Genomic DNA, 16,764 nt, shown 5'->3' with positions numbered 1-16,764 from the left:
AAATGCGCCAGGCGGCTGCAAACCGGGGCATGACGCACCGCACCCGGCCAGCCGCGCGCGCCACGCCACTCAATTCAGCACGTAATCGTTTTCCGGATCGCGACCCACGTGTACCGACCCGGCATCGCTCGTCGACGCTCACCTGCCAACTTGACAACCAGTTGTCCATTACGTAAAGTAGTTGTCAATTCATGACGCGAGCTGGACATGACGAAATCCGAGAAGTTGACCGCCGTCGCATTGTCGGTATTCCGGTTGAACGGATTGTTGATCGAATGGGGCAACGCCTTTTCCGGGCCCCACGGCCTGACCAGCGCGCGCTGGCAGGTGCTGGGGGCGATCTCGTTGGCGCCGGACGCCCCGAACATCCCGCAGATCGCCGATGCGATGGGCATCACGCGGCAGGCCGTGCTGAAACAGGTCAACGTGTTGACCGATGAAGGGCTGGTCCTGTCGTTGCCCAACCCTGCGCACAAGCGCTCTCCGTTGTACGCGCTGACGCCTCGCGGCGAAGCGGCCTATCAGGCCGTGGTCGAGCAGTGGCAGCGGCATGTCCGCGACATCGCCGGCGACTTCAGCTCGGCCGACCTCGATGCGGCGATTCGCGTGCTGTCGGCGATGTCCAGCGCGCACGGCCAGGCCGGCCACGCGTAACCACCCGCCTGCCCTCTACCCCACCAGGAGTGCCCATGCCTCATTTCAAGCCGATGGATCCGGCCTTTCCGATCCAGCAACAGATTGCGATCGACGCGGAGCCCGTCGTCCTCGTCAACGTGTTCACGCTGGCTCCGGCCGACGAAGCCGACTTTCTCGCCGTGTGGAAAGACGATGCCGAATTCATGAAACGGCAGCCGGGATTCATCTCGACGCAGCTTCATCGCGCGCTCGGCGACAGCCCGACCTACCTGAACTACGCGATCTGGGAATCGACGGAAGCGTTCCGAGCGGCCTTCACGCATCCGGAATTCGTCGCCAAGCTCTCGGCGTATCCGTCGTCCGCGGTCGCCAGCCCGCACCTGTTCCAGAAAGTCGGCGTCGCCGGAATCTGCACCGCCTGAATGCGCATCCGAAACGTGGCAACGCGTGGCATCGGCCGGGTTCGCGCCGGCCGATCGCGAACCCGGACTTCTCCACAGAAAATGTTGGCAAGCTTGTGGATATCCTGCGCACCGCAGCGCTAAACCCTTGATCCGATGGACTTTGGCACGCGTGATGCAGACAAGGCCCGAGTCATGGCCATCACGCGCGGCGCTTCGCCTCAGTTCGCATCAGGACGCCACGACGAGGCGAGCCCGATGCCCGTCGCGACCGCCACACACGGGCCCGTCAGGCCGTGCGCGACTTACCCACAGATTTTGTTGGCAAGCCTGTGGATATCCTGCGCAAGCACGCGCTAACCCGTTGATCGGCCTACGGTTCGTGCGTCGCGCCACCGTTTCGGCAACGCATCGCTCGAACCTGCGCGAACGCGGACGATCCGGCGCCGCCGCACCGGCTGCCCGCGCCTTGACGCCCATGCCCGTCACACCGCAAGATCGTGCGAACCGCACGCGGCCGCGCATCGCCGGCTTCGCGCGGCGCCGCCACGGGCCGGCCGTACCGCCGGCACTCCGTCACGACACCTCTCTCCGAGGAAGGCCATGGAACACTTCACCGCATGGCAGTTGCTCATCTCGCTCGTGCTCGTCGCCATCGTCATCTATCCGTACGTCCGCATCGTCCGGCGCACCGGGCATTCCGGCTGGTGGATCCTGACGATGTTCGTCCCGGTGCTGAACTTCGTCATGCTGTGGGTGTTCGCGTTCGCGCGCTGGCCCGCCGTCGGCGATCGGCAGCCCTGAGCGTTGCGGCCGCGGCAGCACGCGGGCTTGTCCACAGATTTTGTTGGCAAGCATGTGGATAGCCTGCGCATACCGCAGCCAAGCGCTTGATCCGAAAGACTTTGTCCGCACCGCTTCGAATGCGGCACGCGGCCGGCAGATCGCCGGTTGCGTACCGTCGCGGCGCGTGACGGGCTGCGGGCCGCGACGGGCCGGCTGCTTATCCACAGATTGTGTTGGCAAGCGTGTGGATAGCCTGCACATACCGCGGCCAAGCGCTTGATCCGAAAGACTTTGTCCGTGCCGCCTCAAACGCGGCACGATGGCGCTCATCGCGCCGGACGCGGCCACTCGCGGGCTTGTCCACAATTTTTGTTGGCAAGCATGTGGATATCCTGAGCATGCGTGACCTAAGTCGTTGATCGCACACCGTTTGATCGCGCGGGTCACGACTGCGGCACGACATGCATGCGGTGTTCGCCATGCACGCCGCGCCGCCCGGCTCAACCGAACGTCTGCGCCACGATGCGCGCAACCGACGCGATCACATCCTCCTTCGCGCGCGCGTCGGCCTGCTGCTGCGTGTAGTACACGACCAGCACGATCGGCGCGCCCGACGCCGGCCACATGACGCCTGCGTCGTTCGTCGTCCCGTAGTCGCCGGTGCCCGTCTTGTCGGCGACCGCCCAGCCGGCCGGCACGCCCGCGCGAATCCGCTTGTCGCCGACCTTGTTGCCGCGCATCCACGCGACGAGCTGCGCACGCTGCGCGGCCGGCAGCGCCTCGCCGAGCATCAGCACGCGCAGGCTCGCGGCCATCGCGGCAGGCGTCGTCGTGTCGCGCAGGTCGCCCGGCAGCGCGGTATTCAGTTCGGTCTCCCATCGATCGAGCCGGAACGTGTCGTCGCCGATCGAGCGCGCATACGCGGTCACCGCCGACGGGCCGCCGATCAGCTTCATCAGCAGGTTCGCGGCCGAGTTGTCGCTGTACTGGATCGCAGCCTCGCACAACGCGGCGACCGTCATGCCCGTATCGACATGCTTCCCCGACACCGGCGAATAGTTGACGAGGTCGGCCTTGGTGTACGTCACGCGCTGTTGCAGCAAGCCCGGCCGGTCGACGCTCTGCGCGAGCACCGCCGCGCTCAGCATCGCCTTGAACGTGCTGCAGAACGGGAAGCGCTCGCCCGCGCGATGCTCGATGACCCGGCCGCTCGCCGTGTCGATCGCACACACGCCGAGACGGCCGCCTGCGTCGCGCTCGAGGTCGGCCAGCGCCGTCCTTGCAGCGGCGTGCGCCACGGCGTCCGCGGCAGCCGCCGCTGCCTGACTGGCCGCGTCAGGCGCAGCGGCCTGCTGCGACGCGCACGCGGTAACGGTGAGAGCGAGCGGCGCCATCGCGGCGGCCAGCAACAGGGTTCGACGTTTCGATGAGTAGGTCATGTCGGTTGTCTCGTGGTGGAATGGAGGCGAATCGAAGATGAAAACGGCCGGCCGCCGAGACAGGACTATCGTGACTTTACGGTTGCCTGACAAGCAACGATAATTGAGCGCTGACAAAAGAAATTCTTATGACTAAGCTCCGCCCTCATCTTCCGCTCAATGCCCTGCGCGCGTTCGAATCGTCGGCGCGCCACCTGAACTTCACACGCGCCGGCCTCGAGCTCAGCGTGACCCAGGCCGCAGTCAGCCAGCAGGTGCGCTCGCTCGAGGAGCGGCTCGGCTGCACGCTGTTCACACGGCTGCCGCGCGGTCTCGGGCTCACCGACGAGGGGCGCGCGCTGCTGCCGGTGTTGAGCGATGCGTTCAGCCGCATCGAGACGGTGCTCAAGCAGTTCGACGGCGGGCGGTTCCACGAGGTGCTGACGCTCGGCGTCGTCGGCACGTTTGCCATAGGCTGGCTAATGCCGCGGCTGAAGCAGTTCGGCGACACGCACCCGTTCGTCGAGCTGCGGCTGCGAACCAACAACAACGTCGTCGACCTCGCCGCCGAGGGTCTCGACTTCGCGATCCGCTTCGGCGAAGGCAACTGGCCGGCCACGCGCAACGAACGCCTGCTCGATGCGCCGCTCACCGCGCTGTGCGCACCGGAGATCGCGCGGCGCCTGGCGCAACCGACCGATCTCGCGAACGAAACGCTGCTGCGCTCGTACCGCATCGACGAATGGCATGGCTGGTTCGACGCCGCACGGCTCGAACCGTGGGCGGTCAACGGGCCCGTGTTCGATTCGTCCCGGCTGATGGTCGAGGCCGCGATGCAGGGCGCGGGCGTCGCGCTCGCGCCGGCCTGCATGTTCGCGCGCGAATTGCAGCTCGGCCTGCTCGCGCGGCCGCTCGACATCGACGTGCGCGCCGGCGGCTACTGGCTCACGTCGCTGAAATCGAAACCGCTGACGCCCGCGATGACGCTCTTTCGCGACTGGATCGTGGCCGAAGCGGCCGGCGCCGCGCCAGCCGAATGACGCGGCCGCGCTTGTCCACAGAAAGTGTTGGCAAGGATGTGGATATCCTGGGTACCCGGGATCCAAGTCCTTGATCGTGCACGAATTAACGTGCCGACGCAGACATCGGGCAGCCTTTGTGCACGGGCCTCGCGCACCGGTCGCATTCAGGCTCGATCCTCAACCAATGCGACGCAATCGATTGCAAGTTGTCCACAGATTTTGTTGGCAAGCCTGTGGATATCCTTCAGATCGGACGCGTAACATCTTGATACACAAGGGGATTCAATATCCGGACCTTGACCGGTCAATGGTGTGGCACCGGGAGGGCTTTCGAACGACGCTCCGGGTGAGCGCCGGGCACGCACCCCGCGCCATGCCGAAGGCCGGCCGGTTCTCCACAGATTGTGTTGGCAAGCTTGTGGATATCCTGCGCACCGGACACCTAACTCATTGAGCGCACGGGGTTTTGTGCTTCATCTGCAGAATCGGGCAGCACCGGCGCGGCCCGCGCGGCCGGCGCCGGTGCAGGCCGCGCATCAATGCCGGTCGAGGCCACCGCGCAATTCGCTCGCCTTGTCCCGCAGCGCTTCGTAACCCGAGCGCGCATGCTCCGGCAGGTCGGGATCGCCGATCAATGCGCCGAGCGTTTCGATCAGGCTGAACAGGATGCCCTTCGCCGCGCCGATCGCGATGCTCTGCGATTCGATCGACTTGTGCAGGTGGTCGACCGCCGCTTCCAGATTCTCGAGCTTCTGCTCGCCGTCGTCGGGCCGGTTGTCGGTCGTCATCGTCTACCTCCGCCATCGTTCAAGGGTCATGTCACGATTCTATGCCGCTGCGTGCGAACGTGGCGCGACATCGCGCAACGTTCGCGCAGCATCGCGCTACAGCACCGCGACCACCTTCACGCGGCCCGGCTGCTCGGCCGCCGCGACGACCTGGCCATCGACGCGGCGGAACGTCAGCGTCACCGTTTCGTCACCGACGCGCAGCGCATCGATCCGCAGCCAGTCGACGCCTTCCGGCAGCGCCGGGCGCTCGACGCGCACCTCGTGGCGCGACGCGTCGATGCTCACGCCGAGGCACGCCTGCAGCATCATGAACGGCGCACCGGCCGCCCACGCCTGCGGCAGGCAGGCCACCGGGTATGCGGTCGGCGGTTCGCCGCGCCGGCGCGGGAACCCGCAGAACAGCTCCGGCAAGCGCATCTCGAAGCTCACCGCCGCCTCGAACAGCGCGCGCAGCAGGTTCACCGCGGCCGTCTTGTCGCCGTAGCGTGCCAGGCCGCGCGCGATGAGCGCATTGTCGTGCGGCCATACCGAGCCGTTGTGATAGGCCATCGGGTTGAAGCGCGGCTGGCCGGCCGCGAGCGTGCGGATGCCCCACCCCGTCTGGAACAGCGCCGAGCCGAGCACGCCGGCAACCGCCGCACCACGCTCGGCGTCGGGCAGCCCGAATGCCAGCAGGTGGCCTGCGTTCGACGCGAACACGCGGCACAGGTCACCATGACCGTCGAGCGCAATCCCGTAGAAATCGCCTTCCGGCATCCAGAACAGCGCTTCGACCTGGTCGCGCAGCGTCTTCGCGCGCAGTGCGTAGCGCGTCGCGTCGGCCGCGTGGCCGCGCCGGTGCGAGCACGCCGACATCGCATCGAGCGCCGCGCATGCATACGCCTGCACTTCGACGAGCGCGATCGGCCCGTCGGGGAAGCGGCCGTCCGCATGGAACACCGAATCGTGGCTGTCCTTCCAGCCCTGGTTCGCGAGGCCGCGCTCCGACGTGCGCTGGTAATCGAGCAACCCGTACGGATTGCGGTCGCACTTGTCGATCACCCATTGCGCGGCGCGCTCGAGCGCGGGCCACAGCTCGTCGATCAGCGCGTCGTCGCCGGTACGCTCGACGTAGGCGCCCGCAAGCACGATGAACAGCGGAGTCGTATCGACGCCGCCGTAGTACAGCGCGAACGGCACTTCGCCCGTCGCGGCCATCTCGCTGCGGCGGAACTCGTGCATGATCTTGCCGGGCTCCGCGTCGCGGAACGCGGAGGTCTCGCGCGCCTGATGCTCGGCGAGAAAACGCAGCACGCCGCGCGCAAGCGACGGCTGCAGCCACAGCATCTGCAGCGACGTGATCACCGCGTCGCGGCCGAACGGCGTCGAGAACCACGGAATGCCCGCATACGGGTACGGCCCCGTGTCGAGCTGCGTTGTGAGCAGCCCGAGATCCGCGAGCGAACGGTCGAGCCATGCGTCGAACAGCGGATTGCCGGTGTTCACGCGCGCCATCGATTCGCGCCGCGCACGCATCTCGCGATGCACGCCGACGAGCGCGGTGCGCAGCGCGACGCGGCCGCACCCGGGCCCGGGCCCTTCGCCATGCGCCGGGCCGAGCGTCGCATCGACGGTCAGGTAGATCGACACGCACGCCTGCGCGGCAATCGTCAGCGTGTAGTCGGCGCGATCGACCGACAGCGCGTCGGGCGCCGGCGAGAAATACACGGTCACGTTGCGCTCGACGCTGTCGAGGCCGTCGTAGCGCAGCCGCACCGCGCCCGCATCGACGCGCGGAGCAACGACCGTGCCGCGCTTCGGCCGCTGCGTGCCGCGCACTTCGAACATGTCCTTGAAATCGGCCGCGAACGACAGCGACAACGGTACCTCGGCTTCGCTCGCGCCGTAGTTCGTCAGCGTCAGCGCTTCGTACAGCACGTCGCCCGCGAGCACGCGCATCCGCTCGATATGGATCACGCCTTCGGGCGTCTCGTGGCCGCCGAGCGGCGGCAGCGGGCGGTTCGTCAGGTGCGCGGTGAACGACGCGTTGTCGGCGCTCGTCGCGCCCGACAGCAGCGACGGCGCGCGGCCGCCGAACGTCAGGCGCCATTTCGACAGCACGCGCATGTCGTCGACGAACAGGCCGTCGTCATGACCGCCGATATCGCCGAGCGCGTCGCTGACCACGAACGCGTCGCCGGATTTCAGCACGTACTGGTTGTTGCGCGCCAGGGCCTGCGGATCGGCTTCGGGCGCGATGAAGGCGGGACCCGACGCGGCGTTCGGGGCGGCAGGCGCAGCTTGCGGCGCCTGCGTCGTGGTGGCTTCGGCGTGATTCGGCATCGATGCTCCTGTGTCGAGGCGCAACGCGCGGTGCGCGTCGCGTGTTTCGCACAGGATAGGCCAGAACGGGGTACGTGCGCAGCGACGAAACGGCCGCGACGCCATGCGACGTTGCCGTCGCCGCATGGCGTCGCGGTGGGCGGGCGTGTGCGCGCCGGTGCGGGCGCGCTACGCGCCGGTCAGAACTTCCACAGGATGTTGCCGAGGATCGCGTTGTCGCGCACGCCGCTGCCGAACTGGCCGCTGTACGTGAGGCCGAGCGTCAGGCGCTTCGTAATGTTCGCGTCGATGCCGGCTTCGAGCACCGCGCTGTCGCGCGCAATCGGCACGCCCGACACCTGGAACGACGTGCCGCCGTTTGCGAACGTGAACGCCGACGACGGCTGCGCGTTGCCGAACGCATGGCGCCAGCCGACCGTGCCGCGCGCGGTGAACGTGCCGCTTGCGATCGAGCCGAGCTGCGACGCCGCGCGCAGGCCGAGCGTCGAGAAGCCGACGTGGGTCGTCTCGCTACCGGCGCGCAGTGCCGCCGCGCCGCCGGTTTCCGTATAGCCGTCGGTATGCAGGTTCACATACGCGAGGCCCACGAACGGTTCGAGCGCGACGGGCCCGACCGGCAGCGCGTAGCCGACTTCACCGAACACCTGCGCCGAATTCGCGTCGTAGCCGGCCGAGTCATGATCGGAGAAGCCTGCGAAACCCGGAGACCGGTCGCTGTTGATCCGGTACCACGTGTACGACGCGCCGCCGCGCACGCCGAGCGCGCCGTACTGCGCGCCGCCGTACAGCGACAGGTAGTAGCTGTTCACCGCCGCCGACGAGTTCTGGTCGTTGTCGAGCGAGCTGTGCGTGACGCCTGCGGCCAGACCGGCACGCCACTTGTCGTTGAGCGCCATGTCGGCGCCGGCGATGAAGCCCGTCATGCTGCGGTTGATCGTCGACGCGTTGCCGTCGCCGGCGAGCCGGCTGCGGCCGCCGAACGCCTGACCCCAGACGACCGGCTGATACGGCGTGCCGCCGTAGCACCCTTCGCGCGAACCGAGCCGGCGTTCCGGCGGCAGCGTCGGATCGACCGCGCCGGCCGTGTTGTCGCCGCACAGTGCGGCGCCGCCCGACGACAGTGCCGCGAGCGGGCCCGATCCGGGCGCGAGGCCCTGGCGGACGCGATCGGTCACCGCATCGCGCACGTAGCGGCTGTCGAGCAGCAGCATGCTCTTCAGGCTCGCCTGCAGTTCGCCGTCGAGCAGGCCATACGCGCGGCGCGCGGTGGGTGCGTCGGTCGTCAGCACTGCGTCGTACAGCGGATTGCCGGCACCGAGCCCGCCGAGCGCGGTCGCGACGGAGCGCTGGTTCGGCGTCGTCGCGACGTCGGGCAGCGACGTGCCGTTCGCGACGAGCCGCAGGTAGACGTGATCCGGATCGTAGCTGAGCGTCGGCGTCAGGAACGCGTAGTTCGCGTTCACCTGGGTGAACGCGCCCTGCACGCCCGACGACGCGGAGAGGATCGTGTACGTTGTGCTCGGCTGGTAGCTGCTCTGGTTCGCGAGCACCTGCACGGTGCCGCCGTTCAACGTTGCCGTGCCGCTCGCGGCGAGGCTGCCGCTCTGCTGCGGCGTGGCGGCGACCTGGAACGTCGAACCCGGCTGGAACGTGACGTTGCCGCCCACGTTCAGCGCCGCGCCCGGCTGCGAGGCCGCAGCCGTCGCACCGCCCTGCACCACGAGACCGCCGATCGTGCCGGTGCCGGTCAGCGTCCCGCCGCTCTGCACGGTAACGGTCGACTGGCCGAGCGAACCGTTGACGGCCAGCGTGCCCGCGCCAACCGTGGTCGGGCCGCTCAGCGTGTTCGTGCCGGTCAGCGTCAGTTGCCCGGTGCCGGCCTGGGTCAGCGAGCCGGTGCCGGACAGCACGCTCGCGATCGTCACATTGCCGGATTGATTGACGACCAGTGCGCCGTTGTCGACGACGTTGCCGGCCACGCTCCCCGACGTGCCGCCGTTGCCGAGCTGCAGCGTGCCGCCGGCCGCGATCGTGGTGCCGCCCGTGTACGTGTTGCCGCCGGTCAGCACCTGCGTGCCGCTCGCGACCGTCACGCCGCCCGACCCGCCGATCGTGCCGCCGAACGTCCCGCTGCCGGTGCCGTTCAGCGTCAGCGCGTTCGTGCCGAGGTTCACGTTCGTGCCGGCCGCGCCCGACAGTGCGCCGACCGTTTGCGCGCCCGTCGCGCCGCTTGCGTCGAACGTTGCGCCCGCACCGGCGAGATTCACCGCACCCGTCGCCGCGAGGCTGCCGCCGGCACCAAGTGCGAGCGTGCTGCCGCCGTTGATCGTCGTGCCGCCGGTGTAGGTGTTCGCGCCCGTCAGCGTCTGCGTGCCCGTACCCGCGACCGTCACGCCGCCCGATCCACCGATGGTCCCGCCAAACGCGCCGGTGGTGCTGCCGTTCAGCGTCAGCGCATTCGTGCCGAGGTTCACGCTGCTACCGGCCGCGCCCGTCAGCGTGCCGATCGTCTGCGCGCCCGTCGCACCGCTCAGGTTGAACGTCGCACCCGTGCCTGCCAGGTTCACCGCACCGGTCGATGCGAGGCTGCCGCCCGCACCGAGCGCGAGCGTGCTACCGCCGTTGATCGTCGTGCCGCCCGAGTACGTATTCGCGCCCGTCAGCGTCTGCGTGCCCGTACCCGCGAGCGTCACACTGCCGGTCCCGCCGATCGCGCCACCGAACGTGCCGGCACCGCTGCCGTTCAGCGTCAGTGCGTTGCCACCCAGGCTCACGTTCGTGCCGGCCGCACCCGTCAACGTGCCGATCGTCTGTGCCCCCGTCGCACCAGTCAGGTTGAACGTCGCACCCGTGCCCGCGAGATTCACCGTGCTGCCCGACGCGAGACTGCCGCCCGCACCCAGCGCAAGCGTGCTGCCGCCGTTGATCGTCGTGCCGCCCGTGTACGTATTCGCGCCGGTCAACGTCTGCGTGCCCGTGCCCGCAACCGTCACGCTGCCCGCACCGCCGATGGTCCCGCCGAACGTGCCCGCACCGCTGCCGTTCAGCGTCAGCGCGTTCGTGCCGAGGGTCACGTTGGTGTCGGCCGCACCCGTCAGCGAGCCGATCGTCTGCGCACCCGTCGCGCCGCTCAGATTGAATGTCGCACCCGTGCCGGCCAGGTTCACCGAACCCGTCGATGCAAGGCTGCCGCCCGCACCGAGCGCCAGCGTGCTGCCACCGTTGATCGTCGTGCCGCCCGTGTACGTGTTCGCACCCGTCAGCGTCTGTGTGCCGGTGCCCGCGAGCGTCACGCCACCCGTCCCGCCGATCGCGCCACCGAACGTGCTGCTGCCGTTGCCGCTCAACGTCAGCGCATTCGCGCCGAGATTCACGCTGGTGCCGGTCCCGCCGGCCAGCGAGCCGATCGTCTGCGCGCCCGTCGCACCGCTCAGGTTGAACGTCGCGCCCGTGCCCGCAAGATTCACCGCGCCCGTCGCCGCGAGGCTACCGCCCGCACCGAGCGCAAGGGTGCTGCCACCGTTGATCGTCGTGCCGCCCGTGTACGTATTCGCGCCCGTCAGCGTCTGCGTGCCCGTACCGGCCAGCGTCAGGCCACCCGTGCCACCGATCACCCCGCCGAACGTACCGTTGCCGCTGCCGTTCAGCGTCAGCGCATTGGCGCCAAGGTTCACGCTGGTGTTGGCCGCACCCGTCAGCGTACCCAGCGTCTGGCCGCCCGTCGCACCGCTCAGGTTGAACGTTGCGCCCGCACCCGCGAGATTCACCGTGCTGCCGGACGCGAGACTGCCGCCCGCACCCAGTGCCAGCGTGCTGCCGCCGTCGATCGTCGTGCCGCCCGTGTACGTATTCGCGCCCGTCAGCGTCTGCGTGCCCGTGCCGGCGAACGTCACCGCGCCGGTGCCGCCAATCGCGCCGCCGAACGTGTTGTTGCCGCTGCCGTTCAGCGTCAGCGCGTTCGCGCCGAGGGTTACGCTGGTGTCGGCTGCGCCCGTCAGCGAGCCGATCGACTGCGCGCCCGATGCGCCGCTCAGGTTGAACGTCGCGCCCGTCCCGGCCAGATTCACCGAACCCGTCGATGCAAGGCTGCCGCCCGCGCCGAGCGCCAACGTGCTGCCCCCGTTGATCGTCGTGCCGCCCGTATACGTGTTCGCACCCGTCAGCGTTTGCGTGCCCGTGCCAGCGAGCGTCACACCGCCCGTGCCGCCGATCACCCCGCCGAACGTACCGTTGCCGCTGCCGTTCAGCGTCAGCGCATTCGCGCCGAGGTTCACGCTGGTGTTGGCCGCGCCCGTCAGCGTACCCAGCGTCTGGGCGCCCGTCGCGCCGCTCAGGTTGAACGTTGCGCCCGCACCCGCGAGATTCACCGCGCTGCCGGACGCGAGGCTGCCGCCCGCGCCCAGTGCGAGCGTGCTGCCGCCGTCGATCGTCGTGCCGCCCGTGTACGTATTCGCGCCCGTCAGCGTCTGCGTACCCGTGCCGGCGAACGTCACCGCGCCGGTGCCGCCAATCGCGCCGCCGAACGTGTTGTTGCCACTGCCGTTCAGCGTCAGCGCGTTCGCGCCGAGGGTCACGTTCGTGCCGGCCGCGCCCGTCAGCCCGCCGATCGACTGCGCGCCCGATGCCCCGCTCAGGTTGAACGTCGCACCTGCGCCCGCGAGGTTCACGGCACCCGTCGCCGCAAGGCTGCCGCCCGCGCCGAGCGCGAGCGTGCTGCCGCCGTCGATCGTCGTGCCGCCTGTATAGGTGTTCGCGCCCGTCAGCGTTTGCGTACCCGCGCCGGCCAGCGTCAGGCCGCCGGTGCCGCCGATCGCGCCGCCGAACGTGTGGTTGCCCGCGTCACTCAGCGTCAGCCCGTTGCCGCCGAGGTTCACGTTCGTGCCCGCCGCGCCGGTCAGCGCGCCGATCGTCTGCGCGCCCGTCGCGCCGCTCAGGTTGAACGTCGCGCCCGTCCCGGCCAGATTCACCGTGCCGGTGGACGCGAGGCTGCCGCCCGCGCCCAGTGCCAGCGTGCTGCCACCGTCGATCGTCGTGCCGCCCGTATAGGTGTTCGCGCCGGACAGCGTCTGCGTGCCGGTGCCCGACAGCGTCAGGCTGCCCGTGCCGCCAATGGCGCCGCTGAACGTGCCGCTGGCGGTTCCGCCCAGCGTCAGCGCGTTGCCACCCAGGTTGAGGTTCGTTCCCGTGACACCGGACAACGCGCCGAGCGTTTGGCCGCCCGTCGCACCGCTCAGGTCCAGCGTCGCGCCGGCACCCGCGAGATTCATCGCGCCGGTCGATGCAAGGCTGCCGCCCGCGCCCACCGCCAGCGTGCCCGCATTGATCGTCGTGCCGCCCGTGTACGTGTTCGTGCCCGTCAGCGTCGTGGTCGCCGCTCCGTTCTTCACGAGGCTGCCCGCACCGGCAATCGCACCGCTCAGATCAAGTGCATTGCTGCCGCCCAGCGTGAGCGCCGCGCCCGTGCCGAGATTGACCGCGTTGCTCACCGTCAGGCTCGCATTCGTATCGAGCGTTGCCGCCCCGCCAACGTTCAGCGCGCCGGTGCCGAGCGCCCCGTTGTTGCCGAGCACCAGCCCGCCGCTGTTCAGGTTCGTGCCGCCGGTGTACGTGCTCGCACCATTCAGCGTCTGCGTGCCGCTGCCCGCGAGCGTCAGGCTGCCCGCACCGCCGATCGCGCCGCTGAACGTGCCGCTGGCGGTCCCGCCCAGCGTCAGTGCGTTGTTCCCGAGGTTGACGTTCGTTCCCGTGACACCGGACAACGCGCCGAGCGTTTGGCCGCCCGTCGCACCGCTCAGGTCCAGCGTCGCGCCGGCACCCGCGAGATTCATCGCGCCGGTCGATGCAAGGCTGCCGCCCGCGCCCACCGCCAGCGTGCCCGCGTTGATCGTCGTGCCGCCCGTGTACGTGTTCGCGCCCGTCAGCGTCGTGGTCGCCGCGCCGTTCTTCACGAGGCTGCCCGCACCGGCAATCGCACCGCTCAGGTCGAGTGCATTGCTGCCGCCCAGCGTGAGCGCCGCGCCCGTGCCGAGATTGACCGCGTTGCTCACCGTCAGGCTCGCATTCGTATCGAGCGTTGCCGCCCCGCCAACGTTCAGCGCGCCGGTGCCGAGCGCCCCGTTGTTGCCGAGCACGAGGCTGCCGCTGTTCAGGTTCGTGCCGCCGGTATAGACGTTTGCGCCGTTCAGCGTCTGCGTGCCGGTGCCCGACAGCGTCAGGCTGCCCGTGCCACCGATCGTGCCGCTGAACGAGCCGCTGGCGGTCCCGCCCAGCGTCAGCGCGCTGGCGCCGAGACTCACGTTCGTGCCGGCGGCGCCCGACAGCGCACCGATCGACTGCGCACCGCCGGCGCTGATGTCGAGCGTGGCGCCCGGATTGACCAGGTTCACCGTCCCCGTGGACGACAGGCTGCCGCCCGCGCCGATCGCCAGCGTGCCGGCGTTGATCGTCGTACCGCCCGTGTACGTGTTCGCGCCCGTCAGCGTCGTGGTCGCCGCGCCGTTCTTCACGAGGCTGCCCGCGCCGGAAATCGCGCCGCTCAGCCCGAGCGCGTTGCTGCCGCCGAGCGTCAGCGCCGTGCCCGTCGTGAGGTTGATCGCGTTGGCGACCGTCATGTTCGCGTTGGTATCGAGCGACGCCGCGCCGCCGACGGTCAGCGCGCCGGTACCGAGCGCCGATGCGTTGCCGAGCACCAGGCCGCCGGCGTTCAGCGTCGTGCCGCCCGTGTAGTTGTTCGCGCCGGACAGCGTCGTGGTCGCTGCGCCGTTCTTCACGAGACCGCCGCCGCCGGAAATCTGGCCGCTCAGCCCGAGCGCGGTGCTGCCGCCGAGCGTCAGCGTGGTGCCCGTCGCGATGTTGACGCCGTTCGTGAGCGACACGTTGGTGGTCGCATCGAGCGACGACGAGCCGTTCACGTTCACCGCGCCGACGCCGAGCGCCGTATTGCTGCCGACGACGAGGTTGCCGCCGTTCAGGTTGGTGCCGCCGGTGTACGTGTTCGCGCCCGTCAGCGCCTGCGTGCCGGTACCCGACAGCGTCACGCTGCCCGAGCCGCCGATCGTGCCGGCATAGGTCGCATTGCCGCTGCCGTTGAGCGTCAGCGAATTGGCGCCGAGGTCCACGCTCGTACCGGCCGCCCCCGCCAGCGAACCGATCGTCCGCGCGCCCGAGGCCGCGCTCACGTCGAACGTCGCGCCCGCACCGGTCAGGTTGACGGTGCCGGTCGACGCCAGGCTGCCGGCACCGCTCAGCGCGAGCGTGCCTGAGTTGATCGTCGTGTCGCCCGTGTACGTGTTCGTGCCGGTGAGCGTCGTGGTCGCCGCGCCGTTCTTCACGAGACCGCCCGCACCGGCGATCGTGCCGGCCAGCCCGAGGTTGTTGCTGCCGCCGATCGTCAACGTCGAGCCATTGGCGAGGTTGACCGTGTTGTTGAGCGTCACGTTCGCGCTCGTGTCGAGCGATGCCGACGCGTTGACGTTCAGCGCCCCCGTGCCGAGCGCCGCGTTGTTGCCGACCACCAGGCCGCCGGCGTTCAGGTTCGTGCCGCCTGTGTAATTGTTCGCGCCGGTCAGCGTCAGCGTGCCGCCGTCGTTCTTCGTCAGCGCGCCGCCACCCGACACGGTGCCCGACAGCGCGAGCCCGGTCGCGCCCTGCACCGTCAGCCCGCCCGCGCCGAGCGTCACGTTGTTGACAACGTTGAGCCCTGCAGTGCCCGCCTGCAGCGCGCCGCCGTTGGCCGTGATGGTGCCCGTGCCGAGCGACGCGTTGTCGTTGATGATGGCAACCCCGCCGTTCAGCGTCGCGTCCTGCGCAGTGGACGCGCCGTTGATCGTCCAGCTGCCGCTGCCGACGTCGAGGTGATTGAAGTTGATGTAATTGTTGGCCGCGATCGTGCCGCTCGCGACGGCGCCCTGCTGCAGGTTGAGCGTGTTGTTGCCGCCCGCGCCGCCGTCGACGACGCCCGTTGCCGCGATGTTGAGCGTGACCGGGCCGACCGTGATGTTGAACGCGCCGCCGGTGCCGCCCGCCGCATTGACCGACGAGCCCGTCACGGCATTGAACGTGTTGGTACTGTTCACGCCCATCGACACGCTGCCGTTGATCACGCCGGAGTTGGTGAGCGTATTGCCCTGTCCGGGCGTGTTGTTCGAACCGAGCGACACGCGGCCGGTGATCATCCCGCTGTTCGACATGTTGACCGCGCCGCCGCCGTATGCGGCCACCACGGGCGCGTCCGCGCCGACGAGGGTCGCGCCGATCAGCGCGTTCGAACCGATCGAGCCGGTATTCGTGATGTGCGTCGTGCCGCCCGTGCCGTTCTGGACCGACAGCGCCATGCCCGTTACGCCGCTGATCGCCACGCCGGTCGAGCCGTTCATCGTGCCGTTGTTGGTGACGTTGGTGTTGCTCGCCGCCGCATTGCCGACCACCGTGCCGCTCGACAGCACGCCAAGCCCCGTGCCGAGCGCGGACGGATCGATCGTGCCGTTGTTGGTCAGCGTGACGTTGTTGCCGGTCAGCGACATCGCCGTGCCGCCGACGCCAAGCAGCACGCCGACGCTCGCACCCGGATTGACCGTCGCGCTCACGTTGTTGAGGTTGCTCGAGTAACTCGGTGCCAGCGGGTTCGCAACGCCGGAACAGGTCACCGTCGTGCCCGCCTGGCTGCAGGTCGCATAGGCAGGCACGATACCCGCGCCTGACAGCGCCAGGAAAACGCCCGTGGGCAACAGCAGTCTCGGAAACGGCTCACCGGCTTTTTTCGAACGCGCAAGATTCATGCTTTCCCTCGTTTTTTTGGTTTCGGCTTTGGTATGGGTATTGCGACCGCCACGCACGGCACGCAGCAGAAAATCACGGACAAAAGCATCCGCCCCGGCAGTCGCGATGCGACGTCGGCTTATACATCGATGAGTGTTGAATCAACCCGGGATCGGGTTTGCAGGCGTAAACCTAGTCAAATGACATGATGGCGGCCCCTGTTTCTTTTGCAGCGACTTTCTGGGTTATTTGATTACTACCCTGCTTTTGTCAGACAAGGCTATATCAAACTCCACCCGTTTTCCAGTCGATATTTACTTATCGAATCAAAGGTGAACCAGCATGTACTTTTTACCCGGCGAAGGGTGTTTTACGGTGGCATCCCGCATGCTTCGCGTCTATTCGATTTGATTTTTCGCAAAAATACCGAAATTGCCGCATCAGTGAAAATGCTGATACACGAATTCAATCCATCGTATATGAATTCCGCAGTGCAATATCTTCACCGACCGAATCAATATTACCGATAATCAACATTCGCTTAACAAGCAGGCAAATCCAGTCTTTCAGGCAGTCGACAGAAAATCGCCCTGATTTTTGCCTCGCACCAAACCTGCAACGCGAATCGTTG

8 protein-coding genes are annotated in these 16,764 nt (G+C 68.4%); 4 read left to right on the top strand and 4 right to left on the bottom strand.

The features are described from left to right. The first annotated feature begins 207 nt into the window (after positions 1 to 207). From AC5LXK_RS20560 to AC5LXK_RS20550, 3 genes are all read left to right on the top strand, one after another. Complete coding sequence (locus tag AC5LXK_RS20560) at positions 208 to 654, top strand: MarR family winged helix-turn-helix transcriptional regulator (protein ID WP_493393293.1); 447 nt, start codon at positions 208 to 210, stop codon at positions 652 to 654. A gap of 35 nt (positions 655 to 689) precedes the next feature. Next, positions 690 to 1,058 (top strand): antibiotic biosynthesis monooxygenase family protein, encoded by a 369-nt coding sequence (locus tag AC5LXK_RS20555; RefSeq protein WP_493393292.1) that lies wholly within the window; start codon positions 690 to 692, stop codon positions 1,056 to 1,058. 582 nt (positions 1,059 to 1,640) lie between these two features. Further along, complete coding sequence (locus AC5LXK_RS20550; protein WP_493393291.1) at positions 1,641 to 1,841, top strand: DUF805 domain-containing protein; 201 nt, start codon at positions 1,641 to 1,643, stop codon at positions 1,839 to 1,841. 482 nt (positions 1,842 to 2,323) lie between these two features. On the opposite strand, the gene blaPEN-bcc is transcribed toward AC5LXK_RS20550, so the two are convergent. Beyond that, the gene (gene blaPEN-bcc, locus AC5LXK_RS20545; protein WP_493393290.1) at positions 2,324 to 3,262 is read right to left on the bottom strand and encodes a PEN family class A beta-lactamase, Bcc-type; all 939 of its coding nucleotides are present in this window, start codon (positions 3,260 to 3,262) and stop codon (positions 2,324 to 2,326) included. A gap of 128 nt (positions 3,263 to 3,390) precedes the next feature. Between blaPEN-bcc and penR the strand changes: the two genes are divergently transcribed. Next, positions 3,391 to 4,281 (top strand): beta-lactamase transcriptional regulator PenR, encoded by an 891-nt coding sequence (penR, locus tag AC5LXK_RS20540; protein ID WP_493393289.1) that lies wholly within the window; start codon positions 3,391 to 3,393, stop codon positions 4,279 to 4,281. 518 nt (positions 4,282 to 4,799) lie between these two features. Here the strand turns inward: penR and AC5LXK_RS20535 are convergent. The 3 genes from AC5LXK_RS20535 to AC5LXK_RS20525 all read right to left on the bottom strand — a co-directional run bounded on the left by AC5LXK_RS20535 (position 4,800) and on the right by AC5LXK_RS20525 (position 16,153). Beyond that, positions 4,800 to 5,051, bottom strand: coding sequence for a hypothetical protein (locus AC5LXK_RS20535; RefSeq protein ID WP_493393288.1), 252 nt, complete (start codon positions 5,049 to 5,051; stop codon positions 4,800 to 4,802). A gap of 96 nt (positions 5,052 to 5,147) precedes the next feature. Beyond that, on the bottom strand, positions 5,148 to 7,376 hold the full coding sequence (locus AC5LXK_RS20530) for an amylo-alpha-1,6-glucosidase (RefSeq protein WP_493393287.1): 2,229 nt from the start codon (positions 7,374 to 7,376) through the stop codon (positions 5,148 to 5,150). A gap of 179 nt (positions 7,377 to 7,555) precedes the next feature. Continuing rightward, positions 7,556 to 16,153 carry an autotransporter-associated beta strand repeat-containing protein gene (locus AC5LXK_RS20525; RefSeq protein ID WP_493393286.1) on the bottom strand — a complete coding sequence of 2,866 codons (8,598 nt, stop codon included), beginning with the start codon at positions 16,151 to 16,153 and terminating at the stop codon, positions 7,556 to 7,558. Between the last annotated feature and the right edge of the window lie 611 nt (positions 16,154 to 16,764).

The sequence above is a fragment of the Burkholderia pulmonis genome, from assembly GCF_984667975.1.
This window is presented reverse-complemented; position numbering and strand designations above follow the sequence as displayed.